The organism is Ruegeria sp. AF7 (assembly GCF_056541885.1).
The window spans coordinates 51,362-72,756 of the sequence record NZ_JBQFYX010000004.1 but is presented as its reverse complement, the minus strand read 5'-3'; the positions used below and the strand labels follow the sequence as shown (position 1 = coordinate 72,756).

General features: G+C 57.3%; 27 protein-coding genes. 15 read left to right on the top strand and 12 right to left on the bottom strand.

What is annotated here, in order from left to right:
• Positions 1 to 6: 6 nt before the first annotated feature.
• From ACR0AP_RS10285 to ACR0AP_RS10275, 3 genes are read right to left on the bottom strand one after another with little or no spacing between them, the layout of a single operon-like run.
• On the bottom strand, positions 7 to 627 hold the full coding sequence (locus ACR0AP_RS10285; RefSeq protein WP_480506682.1) for a LysE family translocator: 621 nt from the start codon (positions 625 to 627) through the stop codon (positions 7 to 9).
• Positions 624 to 1,223, bottom strand: coding sequence for a metallophosphoesterase family protein (locus ACR0AP_RS10280; protein WP_480506680.1), 600 nt, complete (start codon positions 1,221 to 1,223; stop codon positions 624 to 626). The genes ACR0AP_RS10285 and ACR0AP_RS10280 overlap by 4 nt, the downstream gene beginning before the upstream one ends.
• Entirely contained in the window at positions 1,220 to 1,987 is a 768-nt protein-coding gene (locus ACR0AP_RS10275; RefSeq protein ID WP_480506679.1) for a uracil-DNA glycosylase, read from the bottom strand. The genes ACR0AP_RS10280 and ACR0AP_RS10275 overlap by 4 nt, the downstream gene beginning before the upstream one ends.
• 83 nt (positions 1,988 to 2,070) lie before the next feature.
• Between ACR0AP_RS10275 and ACR0AP_RS10270 the strand changes: the two genes are divergently transcribed.
• The 8 genes from ACR0AP_RS10270 to ACR0AP_RS10235 all read left to right on the top strand — a co-directional run bounded on the left by ACR0AP_RS10270 (position 2,071) and on the right by ACR0AP_RS10235 (position 7,384).
• On the top strand, positions 2,071 to 2,685 hold the full coding sequence (locus ACR0AP_RS10270; RefSeq protein ID WP_480506678.1) for a scavenger receptor class F, member 2: 615 nt from the start codon (positions 2,071 to 2,073) through the stop codon (positions 2,683 to 2,685).
• 59 nt (positions 2,686 to 2,744) lie between these two features.
• Entirely contained in the window at positions 2,745 to 3,680 is a 936-nt protein-coding gene (locus ACR0AP_RS10265) for an aspartate carbamoyltransferase catalytic subunit (protein WP_267366053.1), read from the top strand.
• Entirely contained in the window at positions 3,677 to 4,195 is a 519-nt protein-coding gene (locus ACR0AP_RS10260; RefSeq protein WP_480506677.1) for a hypothetical protein, read from the top strand. The genes ACR0AP_RS10265 and ACR0AP_RS10260 overlap by 4 nt, the downstream gene beginning before the upstream one ends.
• On the top strand, positions 4,180 to 4,566 hold the full coding sequence (locus ACR0AP_RS10255; RefSeq protein WP_480506675.1) for a hypothetical protein: 387 nt from the start codon (positions 4,180 to 4,182) through the stop codon (positions 4,564 to 4,566). Before ACR0AP_RS10260 ends, ACR0AP_RS10255 begins: the two co-directional genes overlap by 16 nt.
• Positions 4,563 to 5,843, top strand: coding sequence for a dihydroorotase (pyrC, locus tag ACR0AP_RS10250; RefSeq protein WP_480506674.1), 1,281 nt, complete (start codon positions 4,563 to 4,565; stop codon positions 5,841 to 5,843). The genes ACR0AP_RS10255 and pyrC overlap by 4 nt, the downstream gene beginning before the upstream one ends.
• Positions 5,843 to 6,448: a glycerol-3-phosphate 1-O-acyltransferase PlsY gene (plsY, locus tag ACR0AP_RS10245; protein ID WP_480506673.1), complete on the top strand. Its 606-nt coding sequence runs from the start codon at positions 5,843 to 5,845 to the stop codon at positions 6,446 to 6,448. The genes pyrC and plsY overlap by 1 nt, the downstream gene beginning before the upstream one ends.
• Positions 6,445 to 6,714, top strand: coding sequence for a hypothetical protein (locus ACR0AP_RS10240; protein ID WP_480506671.1), 270 nt, complete (start codon positions 6,445 to 6,447; stop codon positions 6,712 to 6,714). Before plsY ends, ACR0AP_RS10240 begins: the two co-directional genes overlap by 4 nt.
• Positions 6,715 to 6,907: 193 nt before the next feature.
• Positions 6,908 to 7,384, top strand: a complete 477-nt coding sequence (locus ACR0AP_RS10235) for a YHS domain-containing (seleno)protein (protein WP_480506669.1) — start codon at positions 6,908 to 6,910, stop codon at positions 7,382 to 7,384.
• Between the two features lie 128 nt (positions 7,385 to 7,512).
• Here ACR0AP_RS10235 and ACR0AP_RS10230 read toward each other — a convergent pair whose 3' ends face one another.
• Complete coding sequence (locus tag ACR0AP_RS10230) at positions 7,513 to 8,496, bottom strand: quinone oxidoreductase family protein (protein WP_480483039.1); 984 nt, start codon at positions 8,494 to 8,496, stop codon at positions 7,513 to 7,515.
• 193 nt (positions 8,497 to 8,689) lie between these two features.
• Here ACR0AP_RS10230 and ACR0AP_RS10225 point away from each other — a divergent pair, with 193 nt between their 5' ends.
• Complete coding sequence (locus ACR0AP_RS10225) at positions 8,690 to 9,547, top strand: DUF2189 domain-containing protein (protein ID WP_480486575.1); 858 nt, start codon at positions 8,690 to 8,692, stop codon at positions 9,545 to 9,547.
• A gap of 30 nt (positions 9,548 to 9,577) precedes the next feature.
• Here the strand turns inward: ACR0AP_RS10225 and ACR0AP_RS10220 are convergent, their stop codons facing one another.
• Together ACR0AP_RS10220 and ACR0AP_RS10215 are read right to left on the bottom strand one after the other, a co-directional pair.
• Complete coding sequence (locus ACR0AP_RS10220) at positions 9,578 to 10,564, bottom strand: NAD(P)H-quinone oxidoreductase (protein WP_480506667.1); 987 nt, start codon at positions 10,562 to 10,564, stop codon at positions 9,578 to 9,580.
• A gap of 61 nt (positions 10,565 to 10,625) precedes the next feature.
• Positions 10,626 to 11,318, bottom strand: a complete 693-nt coding sequence (locus tag ACR0AP_RS10215) for a COQ9 family protein (RefSeq protein WP_480506665.1) — start codon at positions 11,316 to 11,318, stop codon at positions 10,626 to 10,628.
• A gap of 111 nt (positions 11,319 to 11,429) precedes the next feature.
• Here ACR0AP_RS10215 and rpsU point away from each other — a divergent pair, with 111 nt between their 5' ends.
• The gene (rpsU, locus tag ACR0AP_RS10210) at positions 11,430 to 11,636 is read left to right on the top strand and encodes a 30S ribosomal protein S21 (protein ID WP_005614280.1); all 207 of its coding nucleotides are present in this window, start codon (positions 11,430 to 11,432) and stop codon (positions 11,634 to 11,636) included.
• 297 nt (positions 11,637 to 11,933) lie between these two features.
• Entirely contained in the window at positions 11,934 to 13,061 is a 1,128-nt protein-coding gene (locus ACR0AP_RS10205) for a CAP domain-containing protein (protein WP_480506664.1), read from the top strand.
• A gap of 48 nt (positions 13,062 to 13,109) precedes the next feature.
• Here ACR0AP_RS10205 and ppk2 read toward each other — a convergent pair whose 3' ends face one another.
• On the bottom strand, positions 13,110 to 14,048 hold the full coding sequence (ppk2, locus tag ACR0AP_RS10200; RefSeq protein ID WP_267365547.1) for a polyphosphate kinase 2: 939 nt from the start codon (positions 14,046 to 14,048) through the stop codon (positions 13,110 to 13,112).
• Between the two features lie 252 nt (positions 14,049 to 14,300).
• Between ppk2 and ACR0AP_RS10195 the strand changes: the two genes are divergently transcribed.
• Complete coding sequence (locus tag ACR0AP_RS10195) at positions 14,301 to 15,140, top strand: CPBP family intramembrane glutamic endopeptidase (RefSeq protein WP_480506662.1); 840 nt, start codon at positions 14,301 to 14,303, stop codon at positions 15,138 to 15,140.
• 3 nt (positions 15,141 to 15,143) lie between these two features.
• On the opposite strand, the gene ACR0AP_RS10190 is transcribed toward ACR0AP_RS10195, so the two are convergent.
• Complete coding sequence (locus ACR0AP_RS10190) at positions 15,144 to 15,602, bottom strand: Lrp/AsnC family transcriptional regulator (RefSeq protein WP_209506641.1); 459 nt, start codon at positions 15,600 to 15,602, stop codon at positions 15,144 to 15,146.
• Positions 15,603 to 15,737: 135 nt separating this feature from the next.
• Here ACR0AP_RS10190 and ald point away from each other — a divergent pair, with 135 nt between their 5' ends.
• Positions 15,738 to 16,856: an alanine dehydrogenase gene (gene ald / locus ACR0AP_RS10185; RefSeq protein ID WP_480506660.1), complete on the top strand. Its 1,119-nt coding sequence runs from the start codon at positions 15,738 to 15,740 to the stop codon at positions 16,854 to 16,856.
• Positions 16,857 to 17,017: 161 nt separating this feature from the next.
• Here ald and ACR0AP_RS10180 read toward each other — a convergent pair whose 3' ends face one another.
• Positions 17,018 to 17,806, bottom strand: a complete 789-nt coding sequence (locus ACR0AP_RS10180; protein ID WP_480506817.1) for a mechanosensitive ion channel family protein — start codon at positions 17,804 to 17,806, stop codon at positions 17,018 to 17,020.
• Positions 17,807 to 17,936: 130 nt separating this feature from the next.
• Positions 17,937 to 18,365 (bottom strand): large conductance mechanosensitive channel protein MscL, encoded by a 429-nt coding sequence (mscL, locus tag ACR0AP_RS10175; RefSeq protein ID WP_209598698.1) that lies wholly within the window; start codon positions 18,363 to 18,365, stop codon positions 17,937 to 17,939.
• A gap of 142 nt (positions 18,366 to 18,507) precedes the next feature.
• Between mscL and ACR0AP_RS10170 the strand changes: the two genes are divergently transcribed.
• Entirely contained in the window at positions 18,508 to 19,206 is a 699-nt protein-coding gene (locus ACR0AP_RS10170; RefSeq protein ID WP_480506659.1) for a glutathione S-transferase N-terminal domain-containing protein, read from the top strand.
• Positions 19,207 to 19,253: 47 nt separating this feature from the next.
• Here ACR0AP_RS10170 and ACR0AP_RS10165 read toward each other — a convergent pair whose 3' ends face one another.
• Both ACR0AP_RS10165 and ACR0AP_RS10160 read right to left on the bottom strand, forming a co-directional pair.
• Complete coding sequence (locus ACR0AP_RS10165; protein ID WP_209506645.1) at positions 19,254 to 19,703, bottom strand: YtoQ family protein; 450 nt, start codon at positions 19,701 to 19,703, stop codon at positions 19,254 to 19,256.
• Positions 19,704 to 19,777: 74 nt separating this feature from the next.
• On the bottom strand, positions 19,778 to 20,410 hold the full coding sequence (locus ACR0AP_RS10160) for a methyltransferase domain-containing protein (RefSeq protein ID WP_480506657.1): 633 nt from the start codon (positions 20,408 to 20,410) through the stop codon (positions 19,778 to 19,780).
• 86 nt (positions 20,411 to 20,496) lie between these two features.
• Here ACR0AP_RS10160 and ACR0AP_RS10155 point away from each other — a divergent pair, with 86 nt between their 5' ends.
• The gene (locus ACR0AP_RS10155; protein WP_480506656.1) at positions 20,497 to 21,381 is read left to right on the top strand and encodes a LysR family transcriptional regulator; all 885 of its coding nucleotides are present in this window, start codon (positions 20,497 to 20,499) and stop codon (positions 21,379 to 21,381) included.
• Positions 21,382 to 21,395: the final 14 nt, after the last annotated feature.

Below are 21,395 nucleotides of genomic sequence, written 5' to 3'. Positions count from 1 at the left end.
GTGGTGTCAGGCCCTTTCCAGAATGGCAAGCCGGACCGCAAGGGCCGCAAAAATGCCCCCTGTAATCCAGCCCAGAATACGTGAGGCGCGCGGATTCGAGACCAGATGGCGCCCCGCGCTTCCGGCGAAAACACCAACCAGCCCGTTCACGACGAACCCACCGATGCCGATGATTGTGCCGAAGATCAAAAACTGCATCAGGACCGACCCCCGCGACGGGTCTACAAATTGCGGGATAAAGGCCAGAACGAACAGAATAACCTTGGGGTTCGTCAGATTGACAAGCATCCCATCCCGAAAGGACAACCGAGCCGGTTTGACGGGGGCCTCGGCCGACACTGCGCCATTTCGAACAGCACCCCAGGCAAGATACAACAGGTATGCAACACCAACCCAGCGAATGACATCGAACAGCCATGGCAAGGCCGCAACCGCCGCGCCAAGGCCCAGCCCAGCCAGAAGGACCTGTAACATTCCACCCGCGGAAATTCCGGCACTTGCGGCAATCGCGGCGTGCGGACCTGATCGCAAACCCTGACCGAAACAGAACATCATATCCGCGCCCGGTGTCAGGTTCAGCGCCAGTGCAGCGGGAATGAAGGCAAGCAGCGTTACCAACTCAATCATACGGCGACCTCGAACCAGTTTACCTTGGGACCAAGGTTGGCGATCCGGGTGCGGCCGATCGAGCCGCGATATCCCCAGCTGTCGTGAATATGGCCGCAAAACGTGAAACGAGGCTGTATCCGCTCGATCGCGTTCCGGACAGCGACCGAACCAACAGCCACGCCTTGCGAGGTCACATCCCCATGACCCTTGGGCGGCGAGTGCGAAATCAGAATATCTGCTCCGCCGCAGCGCGCCAGCAGTTCGGCGGCCTCACCTTCGGTCAGATCACAGGACCAATCACCAAACGGTGTGGGTGGAACACCGTAGCCAAGCCCGAACAGGCGCAATCCATCCACTGTCATTCCCGTTCCGTGCAGAACATGCACACCCTCGGGCACCGCTTTGCCCAGATCCTCTGCGCTTTCGGCATTCCCGGGTATCAGGACCAGCGGCGCTGAAACGCCCGAAAGCATTTGCATCGCCTCATCCAGACCCTGCCGCATATTGCAATAGTCCCCTGCGCCGATGACCAGGTCGGCATCAGCGCTGGCGGCTACCAGATCAGCGGCGCGGTTTCGCGCCATATGAAGATCGGAGAACGCCAAGACCTTCATGACTCACCTCGCAGCCGGGCTTTCAACTCCAGCAGATCAGCCCAGGCCTGCCGCTTCATTTGCGGCTGGCGCAGCAAATAAGCTGGATGAAACATCGGGATCACAGGCAGGTCCATCGCCTGATCCCACTGGCCGCGCAATCGGGTAATCCCGCGTTTCCCCAGAACAGCCTGACAGCTGATATTGCCCATTACCACCAGAACCTCGGGCCGGGCCAGCGCCACGTGACGTTCCAGAAAGGGCTTCATCATCCCTATTTCTTCGGGCTTTGGGTCACGGTTCTGTGGGGGCCGCCACGGCAGCACATTTGTGATATAGACGTTCTGCCTGCGATCCAGATCAATCGCGGCCAACATGCGATCCAGCAACTGGCCCGCGCGCCCGACAAAGGGCTTGCCCTCGCGGTCTTCGTCGCGGCCCGGAGCCTCACCAATGATCATCACCCGCGCACCGGGCGTTCCATCAGCAAAAACCAACTGCCGCGCACCGCGCTTCAGCTCGCAGTGATCAAAAGCTTCCATCGCATCGCGCAGCTGATCCAGTGACCCTGCCCCCTTGGCCGCTGCTTGCGCAACCGTTACCGGGTCGGCCTGTCCGGGCTTTGACGGGATGGCTGCCGCAACCTCTGCCTTCTTGGGCTTTGGTGACGTGTCCGGCACCGAATATCGATCAACCGGAGTATCCCCGATTGCCTCGGTCACGCCCAGTTCGACCTGCCATTCCAGCAAGGCCCGTGCAGAGTAATAGTCCAAGCCCGATTCCATATGGATAATTTACCCGCCTGAGGGCTGATGGAAAGCGAATTGGGCTTGATCGGTCGCTCTGTCGCGCCGACCATCAGGGCACGATGCTCAGAACCTTGCGAATCCTCCTGATCGGGCTTGGGCTGGTGCTTACCGGCAATCCGGCATTGGCGACGTTCCACAACGCACAGGGCCAGTGCCGTGCGGGCCAGTTCAAATGCGGCACCACCTGCTGTTCCGGCGGTCAAAGATGCAGCTTTGATGGGCACTGCATACCGCTGGGCGGCACCTATTGCGGTGGCGGGCGCAGCTGCGGCCCGTTTGAACGCTGCGTAGCGGGAGGAGCGCGTTGTGCACCCGCAGGCGTGAACAAATGCACATCGCGTCTGGATTGCCCCGGTGACAGTTTTTGCAATGGGCGCGGCGAATGTGAACGGATCACACCAGATCCGGGTACAGCCCCTCCTACGATATGCGAGGATGGCCGCACTTGTGCGCGCGGCTCGTCCTGTCTGCCGGGTGGGGGGTGTTCCCGTCCGGGATGGTTCCTGTGCGAAGAAACAGGCTCGCAGTGCCGTCCGGGATTCAAATGCTCGGACCATCAGGGTTGCGTGCCGATCAAAGCCATCGACTGCGGATACGGCAAATGGTGCAAACCAGGTGAACAATGTCTGCCCGAAGGCGGCTGCGAAAAACTGTCAGAGGGTTCTGATCCTTAGGTTGCTTTGCACCGCGTGGCTTTCTATAAGCGGCCCGATTGTCAGACAGGAGCCCGCCCATGCGTTTCGCCCATCGTCACCTTCTTGGCATCGAGCATCTGTCGCAATCCGATATCACCGAAATTCTCGATCTGGCCGAAACCTATGTCGACATGAACCGCCAGTCGACCAAGCATTCGGATGTGTTGTCGGGGCTCACCCAGATCAACATGTTCTTTGAAAACTCGACCCGAACGCAAGCAAGCTTCGAACTGGCTGGCAAGCGTCTGGGTGCAGATGTGATGAACATGGCGATGCAGGCCAGTTCGATCAAAAAGGGCGAGACGCTGATCGACACTGCGCTGACCCTGAACGCGATGCATCCCGACCTTTTGGTGGTGCGTCACCCGCATTCGGGCGCGGTCGACCTGCTGGCGCAAAAGGTCAACTGCGCTGTTCTGAACGCAGGCGACGGGCGGCATGAACATCCGACACAAGCTTTGCTGGACGCGCTGACGATCCGCCGCGCCAAAGGTCGCCTGCACCGTCTGAACATCGCCATTTGCGGCGATGTCGCGCACTCTCGTGTTGCTCGATCCAATTTGATCCTGCTGGGCAAGATGGAAAACCGCATTCGTCTGATCGGCCCGCCCACACTCGTGCCGTCGCAATTCGCCGAGTTCGGGGCCGAGGTTTATGACGACATGAACGAGGGTCTCAAAGACGTCGATGTGGTCATGATGCTGCGCCTTCAGAAAGAACGAATGGACGGAGGCTTCATCCCGTCAGAACGCGAATACTACCACCGTTACGGCTTGAATGCTGAAAAGCTGGCGCTGGCCAAGCCCGATGCCATCGTCATGCACCCCGGCCCAATGAACCGCGGGGTTGAGATCGACGGAACCCTGGCTGATGACATCAATCGATCCGTAATACAGGAGCAGGTGGAGATGGGGGTCGCTGTCCGCATGGCCGCCATGGACCTTCTGGCCCGAAACCTGCGCGAGGTTGCATGAGCAATCTGACCGTCGCCCCTCATGAACGCGGCGTCCTGCGCCTGTTCGCGCTGGACATGCGCCCGGAAGAGGCGAAGTTCCTGCGCGAACCGGGGGCTGCCGAACAGGTGCTTGGCATCGACGGGCTGGACCCCGAGCACATCGACATCTTTCCGGTATCCGACCTCGAAGAACTTGGGCTTTACGGCTATCTGAACGAAGGGTGCGGCGTGTCCGAGGATCAGTTGGACCGTGCGGCGCTGGCGCAGATCGGCGGATGGGTCATGGTTCTGCGCAGCGCGGCGTTCAAAGACCAGGCCACGACCCTTGAACCCGATCCCCGGCTTCACCTGACGGGTCTTTTCACGGAAGTGGCAACCAATTGGACCGGCGGTGTGATCGAAACCGAAAGTGCCAAGCCTTTCTCCGCCCCGCAAACCGCGCCGGTTGACAACAAACCGCTCCGCATAGGCTCGGCTGTTATGGCATTGGCAGTACTTTTGGTCACCGGAGGGATTCTATGGCTGATCCTGTAGTCTTTGCCCCGGACAAGGGCGCGTATATCCGCACCAATGCATGGCTAGCGGCGGCTGCCATGGCCGGTGCAATGGCTGTCTTGTGGTTGACCGGCAACCCTTATGTCTGGACCGGAGCACCCGCCGGCCTCGCCGCAATTGGCATCCGCGCGTGGTATCTGGCATCGGAAGAACTGGCTGCTAACTGGGAGATGACCGGCACTTTGTTGACCGGCCCCGGTCCCCGCAAAGTACCGCTGAATCAGGTCGAGGCGGTTAAAACCATGGGCAGTTTTGTCCAAGTCGTTACCAAAGGCGGCGACAAACACCTGATCAAGTATCAGGCCGATCCCGCCGCCACGAAGGCCGCCATCGAAAGGGCTGTTCCATGACTTCCGTTCTTTTCGCCAACGCCCGCCTGATCGACCCCGAAGCCGGAACAGAGTCAACTGGCTGGTTGCAGGTGAACAATGGCCGGATTACCGCCCGAGGCGAAGGAAGCGCGCCGTGTACTGAAGGGCATATCGTAGAGTGCAACGGCAAGTGCCTCGCCCCTGGCATCATCGATATTGGCGTCAAGGTCTGTGAACCCGGTGAACGTCATAAGGAAAGTTATCGGTCAGCAGGACTTGCTGCTGCAGCTGGCGGTGTCACGACGATTGTCACCCGACCGGATACTCTGCCAGCAGTCGACACACCGGAAACGCTGGAATTCGCGACACGCCGGGCGCAGGCCGATGCGCCAGTCAATGTTCTGCCGATGGCTGCCCTGACCAAAGGGCGCGAAGGGCGTGAGATGACCGAGATCGGGTTTCTGATGGACGCGGGTGCAATCGCCTTCACCGATTGCGATCACGTCATCACTAATACCAAGGTGTTTTCCCGTGCCCTGACCTATGCGAAATCCTGTGGCGCGCTTGTGATAGCCCACCCGCAAGAGCCGGGGCTGAGCGCCGGGGCCGCAGCGACCAGTGGCAAGTTCGCGGCATTGCGCGGCCTGCCCACAGTGTCACCGATGGCAGAGCGGATGGGGCTGGACCGCGACATTGCCCTGCTGGAGATGACCGGCGCCGCCTATCACGCCGACCAAATCACCACTGCCCGGGCGCTGCCTGCGCTGGAGCGCGCCAAGCGCAATGGGCTGGACATAACCGCAGGGACGTCGATCCACCACTTGACGTTGAACGAGCTTGACGTGGCCGACTATCGCACCTTCTTCAAGGTCAAGCCGCCGCTGCGATCAGAAGACGACAGGCAAGCGGTTATTGAAGCCGTTCGCACCGGGCTGATCGATATCATCAGCTCGATGCACACCCCTCAGGACGAAGAAAGCAAGCGGCTGCCGTTTGAAGAAGCGGCCTCGGGTGCGGTCGCGCTGGAAACGCTTCTGCCCGCGGCCTTGCGTCTGTATCACGCGGGTCAGCTGGATTTGCCGACGCTGTTTCGGGCCATGGCCCTTAACCCGGCCAAGCGGCTTGGACTGGACAGCGGTCGCCTGTCGAAAGGCGCGCCAGCCGATTTGGTTCTGTTCGACCCGGATGTGCCTTTTGTGCTTGATCGGTTTGCACTAAAATCAAAATCTCAGAACACTCCATTTGACGGCCAGCGGATGCAAGGTAAGGTCATTTCGACTTATGTGGCAGGTAATGAAGTGTTCCGGAGACCCTGATGCCCCCAATCGACAACTCGACTAGCGAACTGCTCCAGTGGGCGGTGGTTGGATACCTGATGGGCTCCATTCCCTTCGGCTTGTTGCTTGCCAAGATCATGGGGCTGGGAAATCTGCGCGAGATCGGGTCCGGGAATATCGGGGCGACAAATGTCCTGCGCACCGGCAACAAGGCCGCTGCGGCACTGACCTTGCTGTTTGACGCAGGCAAGGGGGCGGCGGCCGTTCTGATCGCACACGCATATGCGGGTGAAGATGCGGCCCAGGTTGCCGCTCTTTTGGTGTTTCTAGGCCATTGCTTTCCGGTTTGGCTGAGCTTCAAGGGTGGCAAGGGCGTGGCAACCTTTCTGGGGCTTTGGCTGGCACTGGACTGGCGCATCGGTGTTGCCTGCTGCCTGACCTGGCTGGTCGCGGCGGCAATCTGGCGGATATCCTCGGTTGGCGCATTGGCTGCGGCCGCGCTTTCAACAACTTGGGTGTTGTTGCTGTCAAACGGGACTACATTTATCCTTGGGATAATTCTGACACTTCTGGTCTACTGGCGGCACAGCTCGAACGTCGCGCGGATCAAGGCCGGAACGGAACCCAGAATCGGAAAGCCGTGATCGCGCCAGACGGGTTTCTGTCTGCTCTTTTTGCACTGCCCTTGGGCAGTTTCACCGGAACCTCCGGCGGTCGACGCTATGTTGTTGTGCGTCAACGAATGGCGGGTGGTAAATCCCACAAGCTGGTTGCGCACGAACTGGGCGGAGCCGACTATATCAGCCTGAACCTGTATCAGACCATGGGCAGCGGCGCGTTGCTAAGACCCTGTGAAATGTCCGCATGCAAAGTCATCGCATTTGTCCTGAACCTAAGGCCGGATGCCTGAGGCGAGATCGGCAAAAAATAACAGTGGTTCTATCACCTGCGCACAATCACAAATCATTGTTTTGAACGTGATCAGCCCGCTTCCCAAATCGCTATCGTGACGGTCAATTACGGGCCACACAGGACAACAATCTGGGCCTTACGGCGGCAATTTTCGCGGTGCCGAACGGGCTCTTTTCACGAAAGGTGAAGCAATGAACAAGTTTAAATCTCTGATCAGTGGCGTGGCACTGTCTGTCACTTTGGCAACCTCCGCACTGGCGGCTGGCGTCGAAATCAACGCAAGCTCGACCGGTCTGGCCATGCAGGGTTATGATCCGGTGGCGTACTTCACCGCTGGCGAAGCGACAAAAGGCGATTACCGCATCACTGCGCTGCATGATGAGGCCCTGTACCGTTTCTCGTCGGAAGAAAACAAAGCTGCCTTTGAAGCCAACCCCGAAGCGTACCTGCCTGCATATGGCGGCTATTGTGCCTTCGGCGCGGCCATGGGCTTTAAATTCGACGGCGACCCGAACCACTGGAAGATCGTTGACAACAAGCTGTATCTGAACCTGTCCAAAGACATTCAGGAGCGCTGGGAAGGCGACATCCCAGGTTTCATCGAAAGCGCGAGCGCAAACTGGGAAACGATTGCTGAAAAATCTCCCGCAGAGCTGCAATCGCAGTAAAACCTGATTTTTTTCAGGCACAGCGGCGGCGGTTTTTCCGCCGCCGTATGTCATTGAAGACCTCTTGTCCTTCCCATCCGGCGCATCAAGTATCCCAATTCTAAGGGCAATGGCGTTTCGGTACTGCGTTACAGGTCCAGAATTGTGCTGCCGGTCGTTTGCCGCGCCTCAAGCGCGCGATGCGCATCAGCAACCTGATCCAAGGCAAAGCGCTGATCGACATGGATTTTGACCTCACCCCCCTCGACTTTGCCAAACAGGCGACGCGACATTGCCTGACACACCGCATGGTCCGCGATATGTGTAAACAACGTGGGCCGGGTGATCTTGAGCGAACCTTTCTGGCCCAGAATCCCAAGGTTGAACGGTGGAACCGGGCCCGAGGCGTTGCCGAAGGAAATCATCATGCCCAGCGGTTTCAGGCAATCCAGTGATCCTTCGAACGTGTCCGCCCCAACCGAATCCATCACCACGTCTACGCCCTGACCCTTTGTAATCTCAGCCACACGTTCGGCGAAATTCTCGGACCTGTAATTGATGCAATGCGCGGCCCCGTTAAACCGGGCAAGGCTGCATTTTTCGTCACTCCCCGCCGTTCCGATCAAGGTGATGCCTTCGGATTTAGCCCATTGGCATGCAATCAACCCGACCCCGCCAGCTGCCGCATGGAACAGAACCGTATCGCCCCGCTTCAATGGTGTGGTCCGGTGAAACAGGTATTCAACTGTCAGACCTTTCAGCATCATCGCTGCGCCGGCTTCGAATGTGATGCCATCCGGTAGCGGGCAAACCTGCGCTGCGGGCATCACACGCGCCTCGCAATATGCACCGGGCGGGGCTGCGGCGTAAGCGGCGCGCTGCCCCGGTTGAAGGTGGGTCACCCCTTCCCCAACCGCTTCAACGGTACCCGCCGCTTCCATGCCTAAAGCATGTGGAAGATCAAGGGGATACAGGCCGGTGCGTTGATATACGTCGATGAAGTTCAACCCGCAGGCCTGATGCCGAATACGTATCTCACCCGGACCGGGGTCGCCCACTGGCCTGTCTTCGATCCGCAGAACCTCAGGCCCACCAAATTCATGAATCACAACCGTTTTCGCTGTTTGCTGCATCCTGATCTCCTCTTGCCTGCCATCAAGCTAACATGACTGTGACACAGGGCAATCCGTCCGATGCCGGAGTATTGATCCAGATTTCGCAAATTTATGTTATACTGAGGTATGGCGTTGCCGGTTGGACCGGCCACGGGCAACTGAATGCCGGATCCGTTCCGCGGCGCAAGTCTCGCCAGGGAAGGGTGAAGAAATGGCTAAGACAATCGGAAATCCGATCAGCTGGGCAGCCCAGGCTCTGGGCGCCACAAGTGACCACGTCACCGAAAGCGTCTCGCAACTTGGCAGTGCAGATCCAACGCAAGTGCCAATGGTGCAGACCTTGACCCTGCAAGACCTACGGGCCTGCCTGAGGGCGGGGTATCAGGATTTTCTCGAAACCCGAGCGGATGTCGTATTCATTGTCCTGGTTTATCCGATCGCCGGGCTTTTGATGTTCGGCTTTGCCCTGAATGCCAATCTGGTTCCGCTTCTGGCCCCTCTGGTCGCAGGCTTTGCGCTGATCGGGCCTGTTGCGGCCGTGGGCCTCTATGAAATCAGCCGCAAACGTGAACAGGGCAGCGAGGTTCACTGGCTGGACGCATTTGGTGTGCTTCGATCGCCGTCGTTCGGAGCAATTCTGGTTTTGGGGTTTTACCTAGTAATGCTGCTGCTGCTTTGGCTAATGGTGGCGCAAAGCATTCACACCTACACGATGGGCCCCGAGGTTCCAGCGTCGCTCAGCGCATTTGCCACGCAGGTTTTCACGACCTCTGCGGGCTGGGCGATGGTCATTGTCGGAACTGCGGTTGGGTTTGTTTTTGCCCTTTGCGCTCTGGCGATCAGCGTGGTCAGTTTTCCCTTACTGCTGGACCGCAAAGTGGGCCTACCGGTTGCTGTTGTGACATCATTCAGAGTGCTGCGTCACAACCCCGGAGTCATTCTGACCTGGGGGTTCATTGTAGCGGTGCTTTTGTTCCTGGGGGCTTTGCCACTGCTGTTGGGTCTTATCGTGGTGATGCCCGTTCTGGGTCATGCCACGTGGCATCTGTATCGCCGAGCCGTTGCGTGAACGCGCGGGACACGCCCGCGCATTCAAAACTCAACCCGCGATCTTCAGAACAATCTTGCCAATATGGCCCGAGCTTTCCATGCGCGCATGGGCGGCGGCTGCCTCGGTCAGATCAAACTCGCTGTCCATCACGGGCGCAACTTTTCCGGCTTCCAAAAGAGGCCAGACAGCTTCGCGCAGGTCCTGCGCGATTTGCGCCTTGGCCAGATCGCTTTGCGGGCGCAGGGTGCTGCCGGTCAGGGTCAGACGCTTGACCATCATCACGGCAAAGTTCAGCTCGACCACAGGCCCTTGCAGAAACGCGATTTGCACCAGCCGCCCATCCTCGGCCAGAGCTTTGACGTTGCGCGGAATGTAATCACCGCCGACCATATCAAGGATCAGGTTTGCCCCACCTTCGGCGCGCATGGCTGCTACGAAATCCTCGTTTCGATAGTTGATCGCCTTTTCCGCGCCCAGCTTGACGCAAGCCTCACATTTCTCATCCGACCCAGCCGTGGCAAAAACGCGCGCGCCAAAGGCATTGGCCAGTTGGATTGCCGTCGTACCAATTCCGCTGGACCCACCGTGAACCAAAAAGCGTTCACCTGCCTTCAACCCGCCACGCATGAACACGTTGGACCAGACTGTAAAGAAGGTCTCGGGCAGACACGCTGCCTCTTTCATTCCCATACCTGCAGGCACTGGCAAACAATGGGTCGCTGGGGTCGAAACGTATTCCGCATATCCTCCGCCCGGCAGCAGTGCGCAGACCCGATCGCCGACAGACAGTCCTTCAACCCCCGCACCAACTGAAACCACTTCGCCCGAAGCCTCAAGCCCCGGCAGGTCGCTGGCGCCCGGCGGCGGATCGTAAGCGCCCGCGCGTTGCAAAGCATCGGGGCGGTTCACCCCGGCATAGGACACTTTCAATACAACCTGTCCGGCCCCCGGCTTAGGGATAGGCCGTTCGGTCAGCTGCAAAACATCGGGACCACCCGGTTGAGTGATCTCAACAGCACGCATCATCTGGGTCATAAGCACCTCCTTTGCCCAATGCCTAACAGGCATCAGAGGCAAGGCCCAGCACCAAGACGTGTTACTTTCGGGGGTTCAACACTCCAGGCAGATCACCCTGCATCTTGGACGGCGCCCTCACCTGACCCGCCAGCCAGTTCGGAACTGCAAGAAAGGGTTTCAACACCGGGTTGTCACGCACCTGAGCCTTGAGCTTTTCGAACTCCATGACATTTGCGATCCGGCGATCCAGAAACTCCCAGGTGCGCTGATAGTCGGGGCTGTCATCGCCCAGCCAGAACAGCAAGGTCGAGGAATAGACCCCCGACAAGGTTGCCCGTTTGGTGTACCAGTTCACATCGTCCGATGTATCGCCCAGCGCGCCCCAGATCAGGTCACAGGTCTGCCATAAGGCCATGGCCCCATCGGCCGCATATGCTGGCAGGGAAAACAGCGTCATGCCCCGGCGCACCAGCTCTTTGTCTTCAACAGCCTGCAACCGGAACCTGACCGCGGCGGCAATCTTGTCGCGAAATTTTAGCCCGCTCATGTCCTCGGACCTGAGGCGGTCCAGCATCACCTGATCGCCGCGCGCATGAAAGGCCAGTGCCAGATCAACCGCCCCGCGCGGGCAGATTGCACGTGCCAAACCGTCATCCAGCCCACAATCGGAAACCGAGGCGCGAAAGCTAGTTTCCGACCAGCCGTCGAAAGGAACATGGTTCAGCATCGCGTCCAAAAGCTGCCGTTTTGCATCTTCATATGTGGTGGTCATGACGGTTCTCCGGTTGTCAGGCCCAGTACTAGACAAGTTAGGGCGGCTTTGCTATACGGCCAACTCCTGCAATTTCCTTGCAACTCTATCTAGAAAGGTGGTGACAACCACATGCAGGTTAGTGTTCGCGACAATAACGTCGATCAGGCGCTTCGTGCCCTGAAGAAAAAGCTGCAGCGCGAAGGCGTGTTCCGTGAAATGAAGCTCAAGCAACATTTCGAGAAACCGTCCGAGAAAAAAGCGCGCGAGAAAGCTGAAGCGATTCGCCGTGCCCGTAAACTGGCGCGCAAGAAAGCCCAGCGCGAAGGTCTGCTTTAAGATCTTTGATTTCGTCCAGCTTTGGATGACACTATTTGACGACCCCCGAGGCATGGCCCGGGGGTTTGTCGTTTCAGGGCTCGGATACAATCCGCCGACTCGTGGTTCAGGTTGTGCGGCAAGCTGCCAATTCCGTACAGGCAGTGTTTTGCCCGGCGCTTTGCAGCGCAGCGAATCTCGTCTCGGTAGCATCGCGCCGCCAAAACTCGCCTGAATTGCGCCGCCCTCTATCGCCCCCGACATCCCCGCCTCTAAGTGAGCCCGTCCGCAAGGACACAAACACAAACGGAGGCAAATATGTCGACTGCAAGTACATACGAACGTGAGATGTTGGCGCTGATAAACCAGGAGCGCACATCCCGCGGGCTCAACCCGCTGCAGCTTGAAACGCAGCTGAACGACTCGTCCGAAGATCACAGCACCTGGATGCTGAATACAGACACCTTCAGCCACACCGGTTCAGGCGGTTCCAGCGCAACCCAGCGGATGCAAAACGCGGGGTTCGATCTTGAAGGAAGCTGGCGCACCGGGGAAAACATCGCATGGCAGTCCGAACGCGGCGCGCCGGGTATCAGCGACGATGTCGCCCAGTTGCATCAAAACCTGATGAACAGTCCGGGTCACCGCGCCAATATCCTGAACCCGGATTTCAAGTATATCGGGATCGGGATCGAAACCGGTGACATGCAAGGCTTCGATGCCGTGATGGTCACGCAAAACTTTGCCGCAACCGACGCGGCTGTCATGCTGGACAACGGCAATACAAACGCCCCGCCCGTTCCTCCGACAACACCGGACGAGGTTGCTGAGCCCGAGGAACCAGAAACCGAAACCCCGGATACTGACGTCACCGAGACCGAAGAGCCTGGGACCGAGACCCCCGGAACCGAGGAACCAACACCCGAAACACCGGACACCGATGTCACAGAGACGGAAGAGCCGGACCCCGAGACACCTGATACCGACGTCACTGAGACCGAAGAACCGGAACCTGAAACCCCCGGTACCGAGGAAACAACACCCGAAACACCGGACACTGACGTAACCGAAACTGAAGAACCGGAACCTGAAGCGCCGGATACTGACGTTACCGAAACCGAAGACCCGCAACCTGAAACGCCCGATACTGAAGTCGTCGATGGTGGTGAGCCGGAAGCCTTCTGCTTTGACATTCAGGCATTCCTGGATGAAATCGCCAGCTTCCTTGAAAACCTGCAAACGCAGTTTGACGAGTTTGATTGGCGCGACGACATGAATGACGGCACTGATGTGGCAGATGTCGACGATGTCGATACCCTGCCGACCATAGATACCACTCCGGAGACCGAGATTGAGCCTGTCGACACCGAAACGACCGAAGACGATGGCTGCGATGTCTTCATGATCAATATCTTCACCCATGACTGCATGATGGATGCAGCCTGATCACTTGAAATTGTGCGAGGTCGGCCCTGCCGGCCTCGCATGCGTTGCTCAGTAAATCTTTGGGACGTAAAGCTCGTCTGGCAATACCCGCCGCTCGTATTCAGGATTGTACCGCCGGTCAGGCAAATTGACCTTTTCCTGTGGCACGTCTTCGTAGGGGATTCTTGTCAACAGATGCTCGATACAATTCAGACGTTCGCGTTTCTTGTCATTGCCCTCAACGATATACCACGGTGCTTCTGGTATGTTGGTTCGAAACAACATGTCTTCCTTGGCCTTCGTGTACGCCTCCCAGCGAATGCGGGATTCAAGATCCATCGGTGACAGTTTCCACTGTTTCATCGGATCGTGAATACGCATGAGGAACCGCAGTTGTTGCTCTTCATCCGTGATCGAGAACCAGTATTTCAGCAGAATGATCCCTGACCGCACCAGCATCCGTTCAAATTCGGGAACGTCCTGAAAGAACTGTTCGACCTGATCCTCGGACGCAAAGCCCATCACCCGTTCAACCCCCGCCCTGTTGTACCACGAGCGGTCGAACAACACGATTTCACCAGCCGCAGGCAGATGCGGCACGTAGCGTTGAAAGTACCATTGGCTCTGCTCGCGGCGACTGGGGGCAGGCAGAGCGACCACACGGGCGACACGGGGGTTCAGGCGCTGCGTGATCCGTTTGATCACGCCCCCCTTGCCCGCACTATCACGGCCTTCAAACAGGATACAAACCTTGGCGCCAGTGTGCTGAACCCAATCCTGCACCTTGATCAACTCGGCCTGCAACCGCAGCAGGTTTCGGAAATAGACTTTGCGATCCAGCATTTCAGGGTGCTGGTCCCGATAGATTTTGCGGACTTCCATCGACAGCATAGGCTCGCTGAACTCGATTTCGAAGTCTTCATCCAGCGTGTCTTCCAATTCGGCCTCAAGCCAGTTCTTGGTGCCCCCATCGTTCTCGTAAGCCAAGATCAGCTCCTTCTCAGTCATCGGGTTCGAACCATATCGGGCCTGTGTAACCGCCTGATGTCATCAGATAAATCGAAGCCGATCCGTTGCAGCAGTCTCTATCGGAAATCAGGGTCTGGACGGGTATATGGTCTTTTACCCGAATGTGTACGTCTGGCCCAAAGGATACAAGCACAAGAATTGACACAAGGCGCCAATCGCGCGCTTTCAGGTTGCTTGCATTGCCTTGTTTTTGTGCGGCATGACTGGGTCCACAATTCAGACGAGAACGCCGTGACGTATTTCTTTTCGACATTGCCGGTCACATGGCCCTGGCTGATCTTGATCACAGCGCAAGTCGCGGCGATGGGGCGACGATCCGGACTTGCGTTTGCCCTGCTGATTCTGTTCGTCAGTGTCGCCTCGGTTACCGGGCTGATGTCACCGACAGCAATCGTGGCGGTGGCGCTTGGTCTGATCGTGGCCTTCTTCCTCCCTCGCCATACAGGTCTGCTGGCTATTGCGGGGCATACGCTGTTGATCCTGTGGTGCCTGGCATTGGGGGCACATCTGTTGCCAGGATTCAACAATTTGAAACTGCTGGATCAGGTGCAGGCAAGTGTCTCCAGCGCAAGCTTCACACTGCATCTGAATCTGGACAAACCCATGGTCTTCTTTGCCGTTCTTCTGGCTTGGCCCGGAATGCTGAACAGCGCAATCCAGACCAGAATAAGACCTTTGCTAACGGGTTTGCTGATTTTACCCGGCCTGTTTCTGCTGGGTCTATCGCTGGGCGCGGTGCGCGTGGACCTCTCAGCCCCTTATTGGTGGTTGGTTTTTTGCCTGTCCAACCTGTTTCTGACTTGTCTTACGGAAGAGGCGTTCTTTCGCGGCTACTTGCAATCTGCCATTACTTCGCGCCTTGGGGTAACAGGCGGTCTGGTCGCTGCCAGCCTGCTGTTTGGATTGGCGCATATCGGCGGAGGACCCGCGCTTGTGGGCTTTGCATCCCTTCTCGGGTTGGGGTGCGGGTTGGGATACTATGCAACTGGTCGGCTCTGGGTGCCTGTTGCGATGCATTTCGGGTTCAATCTGACCCACCTGCTGCTGTTCACCTATCCCGGCCCGTTATGACGATCAGACCGGCAAGGCCGTGGTCTTGAACACGGTACGCAGCGCAAATGAACTTTGCATCTGCGCCACCCCAGGCAAGCGCGACAAATATTGCCGGTGGATACGCGCGAAATCTTCTGTGTTTTCCGCCACGACCTTAAGAATGTAGTCTGCGGTGCCGGCCATCAGGTGACACTCCAGCACATCCGGTATCCGGGCCACCGCCTTTTCGAAAACATCCAGAACTTCTTCGGCCTGGCCTTGTAGCGTGATCTCGACAAAGACGGTGGTAGGCACGTTCATTTTTCGCGCGTCAAGCAGAGCCACGTAGTTGCGGATATAGCCGTCAACCTCCAACCGTTGAACGCGGCGGTGGCACGCAGACGGAGACAGGTTGACCTGTTCAGACAGTTCCGAATTCGACATCCGGCCATTCTTTTGAAGTGCGGCCAGAATCTTTCGATCAGTCGTGTCTAGGCTCATTCCTGCAATTCCTTTGCGAGTTTCTCGAATAGTACGGGAAATTCTTCCAAAGAAAAGTCCGTTGGCACGTTTTCTTTCACAGAAATTGCGCGGCAAGATGCACATAATTTAAGCAGCTTGTGAACGGAGAGCCCAATGAAAATCGGTTGCCCCAAGGAAATCAAACCTCAGGAATTTCGCGTCGGGATGACGCCCAATGCCGCTCAGGAAGCGGTCGCACGCGGACACCAAGTCCTGATCGAATCCGGTGCAGGCATCGGCGCAGGTTTCGACAACGACGCCTATGTCGCCGCTGGTGCGCAAATTATTGACACCGCGGAAGAGGTGTTTGCCACCGCTGACATGATCGTCAAGGTCAAGGAACCGCAGGCGGTTGAACGCAAGATGCTGCGTGAAGGACAGTTGCTGTTCACCTATCTGCACCTGGCTCCGGACCCGGATCAGACGCATGACCTGCTGGAGTCGGGCTGTACCGCAATCGCGTATGAGACCGTAACGGATGCCAACGGCGGCCTGCCGCTGCTGGCACCTATGTCCGAGGTCGCCGGTCGTCTGGCCCCTCAGGTCGGATCCTGGACCCTGCAGAAGGCCAATGGCGGCCGTGGGGTTCTGATGGGTGGCGTTCCCGGCGTCGGCCCGGCCAAAGTTGTTGTGATTGGCGGCGGTGTCGTCGGGACACACGCGGCCAAGATTGCCGCCGGAATGGGGGCTGATGTCACCGTTCTGGATCGGTCGCTGCCGCGCCTTCGCTATCTGGACGATGTCTTTGGCGGAACTTTCAAGAACCAGTATTCGACAGCAGGCGCGACCGCTGAACTGATCCAGGACGCCGATATGGTCATCGGTGCTGTTCTGATCCCCGGCGCAGCCGCACCGAAACTGGTGTCGCGCGCTCAACTGTCGACGATGAAACCCGGCGCAGTACTGGTGGATGTCGCCATCGACCAAGGCGGGTGCTTTGAAACGTCAAAAGCCACCACCCATGCCGATCCGATCTACGATGTCGATGGCATTATGCATTACTGCGTTGCCAACATGCCGGGCGCTGTTGCGCGCACCTCGACCATAGCACTGGGCAATGCCACGATGCCGTTCATGCTGTCGCTGGCCGACAAGGGATGGAAACAGGCATGTCAGGACGATCCGCACCTGCTGGAAGGTCTGAACGTTCATGCTGGTAAACTGACCTACTATGCCGTTGGCAAGGCCCTTGGCATCGACGTCGTTTCGCCAAACGTGGTGGTCAAATCGTAAGCGCCTCCACTCCTGAAGTTGCCTGTTGATGGTAATTTTCAGGGTGGCGCGGTCGGTATCGAACCGACGACTTTCACAAAAAAGGGCACCGCGTTTCTGCGCGGTGCCCTTCTCAATGCGCGGAAAGGATGAATGCTCGCCCAAACAATGGGCGCCAGCTGTCACCCCTGTTTCTGAATTTCGACCGAATGCGGATACGGAATCGAAACACCTTTGGCGTCAAACGCCTCTTTCACCGCCTTCGTAAGCTCGAACTTGACGTCCCAGTAATCGGCTGCCGCACACCATAGCCGCGCAGTCAGATCGACTGAGCTGTCGCCCAGATTCGTGACCCGCACCCAGGGTTCAGGATCGCTGTGAATGCGCTGGTCGGCCTTGGCCACATCCAGAATGATCTGCATGGCGGTATCTGCGCTGTCCCCGTAATCAATTCCAAACACCAGATCGACACGACGTGTGTCGTGGGCTGAATAATTGGTTATGATCGACCCCCATGCCTGACCGTTTGGAACAATGATCTGCACGTTGTCGGGGGTCACAAGCTCGGTCGTGAACAGGCTCAGGTCCATAACGGTTCCTGCCGTGCCACCGATATCCACATACTGTCCCAGCTTGTAGGGCCGGAAAACCACCAACATTACACCGGCCGCAAGATCACTCAGCGTACCCTGCAGTGCCAACCCGACAGCCAGAGAGGCAGCACCCAGAATGGCGACGATACTGGTGGCTTCTATCCCGAAGATCCCCAGAACGGCGACCAGAACAATTGCCAAAATCGCCCACTTGATCACGCTGGCGGCAAAATTCCCAAGAGTCGGGTCGATCTGCGGTGTTTTGTTGATCCGGCGGCGTACAACACCCGCGATCGTTCGGGCGGCGATCCAGCCCAAAACAAGAACGATCAGTGCCTTCGCTGCATTCAAGGCAATGGGCAAGTATTGATTGGCCATACCAATCGCCTGCTCAGCCAAGTCGGCGGTTTGTTCCATCTCGAATTTCCTCGTGTTTTCTGTTCGTCAATTCCAATAAAACAAGCTCCGCGATTGGTGCGGAGCCCGATGTCATAACAGAACTACTGGTCTATTTCTTCAAAGCGTCCCGGATTTCCATCAGGATGTCCAGTTCGCTAGGACCTGCGGGCGCCTCTTCAGCCGCTTCTTCCTCTGCTTCGGCAGCGTCTTTGACCTTGTTCACCATTTTTACCAGCATGAAGACGACCCAGGCGATGATCAGGAAATTGATAATAGCCATTATGAAAGCACCATAGGCAAAGACAGATGCGCCTGCTTCACGTGCCGCTTCAAGGCTGGCACCTTCGGCCACGTCACCTGCCAGAACGGCGTAGTTGTTCGTAAAGTCGATACCCCCTGTGAACAATCCAATAAGCGGATTGATCAGATCGCCCACCAACGAGGTAACGATTGCAGTAAATGCGGCACCGATAATGATACCGACCGCCATGTCCATGACATTGCCCTTGGCAATGAAAGTCTTGAATTCTTCCAGCATAGCATCCCTCTTGTTTTTTTAGACCACGCCTCTGTTCACGCATGAGCGCATAGGAATTGTGCGTTAAACGCATGAAGAAGGGTATGTTTTTTAGGGGAAAGCCACCCTATTTTTCCCCAAACGGCATTACTCAGGGGGTTTCATGTCTCAACTTGCACCTTTTTTCGTAACCGACAGATGGCCTGCGAAGAATCCCAGCATCCTTCAACTCTACTCCTATCCAACACCAAACGGCGTTAAAGCCTCGATCATGCTTGAGGAAACCGGCCTGCCCTATGAGGCGCATCTGGTGACACTGGCAGATGCTGATGTTAAAAGCTCCGAGTTCCTGTCGCTGAACCCGAACAACAAGATCCCGGCGATAATCGACCCCGACGGCCCGGATGGTGTGCCGCTGGCCCTGTTCGAAAGCGGTGCCATCCTTCTGTATCTGGCCGAAAAAACAGGTAAGTTCCTGGGTCAAAGCGCAGCGGACAAGCACCGGATCACCCAATGGCTGATGTTTCAGATGGGAGGCATCGGGCCAATGTTTGGCCAGCTCGGGTTTTTCTACAAGTTCGCTGGCAGCGAGATAGAAGATCCGCGCCCGCGCGAGCGTTACATCAACGAAGCCAAGCGCCTGCTGAACGTAGTGAACACGCAACTGGAAGGACAGGACTGGATCGCAGGCGAGTATTCCATCGCGGATATCGCGCTTGCTCCGTGGCTGAATGCGCTGGATTTCTATGGCGCGAAGGATGTGGTTGATTGGGACGGCTATTCCAATGTCGTCGCTTATGTTGATCGTTTCTTCCAACGCCCAGCGGTTCAGCGCGGCAAAGCCATACCGGCACGAGACTGATAACAGTTAAAAGAAATGGGGCGCCAAACCGGCGCCCCTTTCATCGATCAGCCGGGCAGAGCACCAGTCAGCACGTAACGCAGAATTTCGACCACCTGAGCAGGTTCTTCCGCAACGGCCAGTGCGGCGGCATCAACTTCTTTCAGCGCGTGCTGATGATCCGGGCCGTGCAGAACGATGATAGACTTGCCCAGTGCTGCAGCATAACCCGCATCAAAGGCGGCGTTCCACTGTTTGTACTTGTCACCAAACCTGACGACGACAACATCCGCATCCGCAATCCCCTTGCGGGTCCGGATCGCATTGACCATCGCACCCTTGTGGTCGTGCCAATACTTGTTCGGCTCGGCCCCCAGAATGGCTACACCACAATCATCACTGGCCGCGTGATCGGTCACAGGGCCGTTGAAGGTCACGTCCAACCCTTGCGCCCCATCGATGATCTGTTCACGCCAGTCGGTGTGGATTTCTCCGGAAAGATATACGTTCAGGCCCATGGCAAACTCCGCTGTTGTTCCCGACCAATTTAAGGGTCCCACACCCAAAGCCCAACGCGGATTCCGGAAAAACCTTACATTTTACGAGCCACTAGGAATCGGCGGGCGTCACGTAAGGGGAAACTGTCGCTCTCGATGATGCTGAACCCGGCGCGTTCAAGGGCCGCATCAAGATCCGCCTCAGGCAGGAATCGCACAAACGGAGCCTTACCAAAGAACTGCATGATCGGCAGCGCGAGACGAACAGCGTAATACTTCAGGCTCGCCCCGCTGGACGGCCGGCAAAAGGTTTTCGAAATAAACAGTCCGCCGGGTCTAAGGACCGAGTGTACTCGGCTCAATGTCAGATCCAGATCTTCGACCAGATGCAAAAGGTTGAATGCCAGCGCCGCATCAAATGAACCCTGAGGCGGTTGATTTGCATCAGCCTCGGCAAAGGTGACGTTTTCGATGCTTTGCGAAGCGGCGTTTCGACGTCCAACGGCCAACATACCGGGGGACACGTCGGTTGCAGTGATAGATCCTACATATCCGGAAAGCTTCAGAGCAGTCATGCCCGTGCCGCACCCAAGTTCCAGAACATCATCGGTTTTCTTCAGGTAAGACGCTGTCCGTTCCAGCGTTTGCTCGTACGAAGCCATGTCTTTGATAGGCGAGCGGGCATATTTCTCGGCCACTCCATCCCAAAATTTCGCGGTCGTGGTCATAGAGGAGTCTCCTTTCGGCGAGAATTTATTCATGCGCAGACCGAATATAAATTGCCGAAATTTGCAGGTTTACTATACATTTTTGTATGAATGATTTTGGCGATTTTGATTGGAACCACATCCGGGCCTTTCTGGCGACGGCTGAAACCGGGTCATTTTCCGCAGCGGCACGGCAGCTACGGCAAACCCAGCCTACGCTTAGTCGCCAGATAGCAGCGCTTGAACAGGACTTGGGCGTGATGCTGTTTGAACGGGTTGGCAGAACTCTTGAGATCACTCAGGCTGGATTGGAGCTGCTGGATCATACTCGCAAAATGGGGGACGCCGCCAACCGCATCGCGCTGACGGCATCCGGACAGGCACAATCCATTGAAGGCCGGGTTCGCATCACTGCCAGTGACGTGATGTCGGCCTATGTCTTGCCCGACCTGCTGCGCGAAATCCGGACGCAAGCCCCGCGCCTGCGGATTGACGTGATTGCCTCAAACGATATTCAGGATCTTATGCGGCGCGAGGCAGATATCGCGATCCGCCATGTCCGTCCTGATCAACCCGACCTAATCGCGAAACTGGTACAGGAGGCGTCGGGGCATTTCTATGCAACCACAGAGTATCTCAACCGTGCGGGACGCCCGAAATCAAAGCAGGACCTTTCACGGCATGAGTTCATCAGCTTCGGCGACGACAATCAGATGATCGCCTATCTGAAACCGCTTGGCATTCACCTGACCAACGAGAATTTCCGGCTTGGGTCTCAGAACGGAATAGTGGCTTGGGAATATGCCAAACAAGGCTTTGGCATAGCGCCCATGTCGCAGACCGTCGGTGATGCGGCACCAGGTATGGAGCGTGTGTGCCCCGGGATGGAGGCTATCACATTTCCGATCTGGTTGACCACGCATCGCGAGTTGCACACCAGCCGCCGCATCCGGCTGGTCTATGACTTACTGACCAAGTTCCTGTCCAAATAAAAAACGCGCCCGAA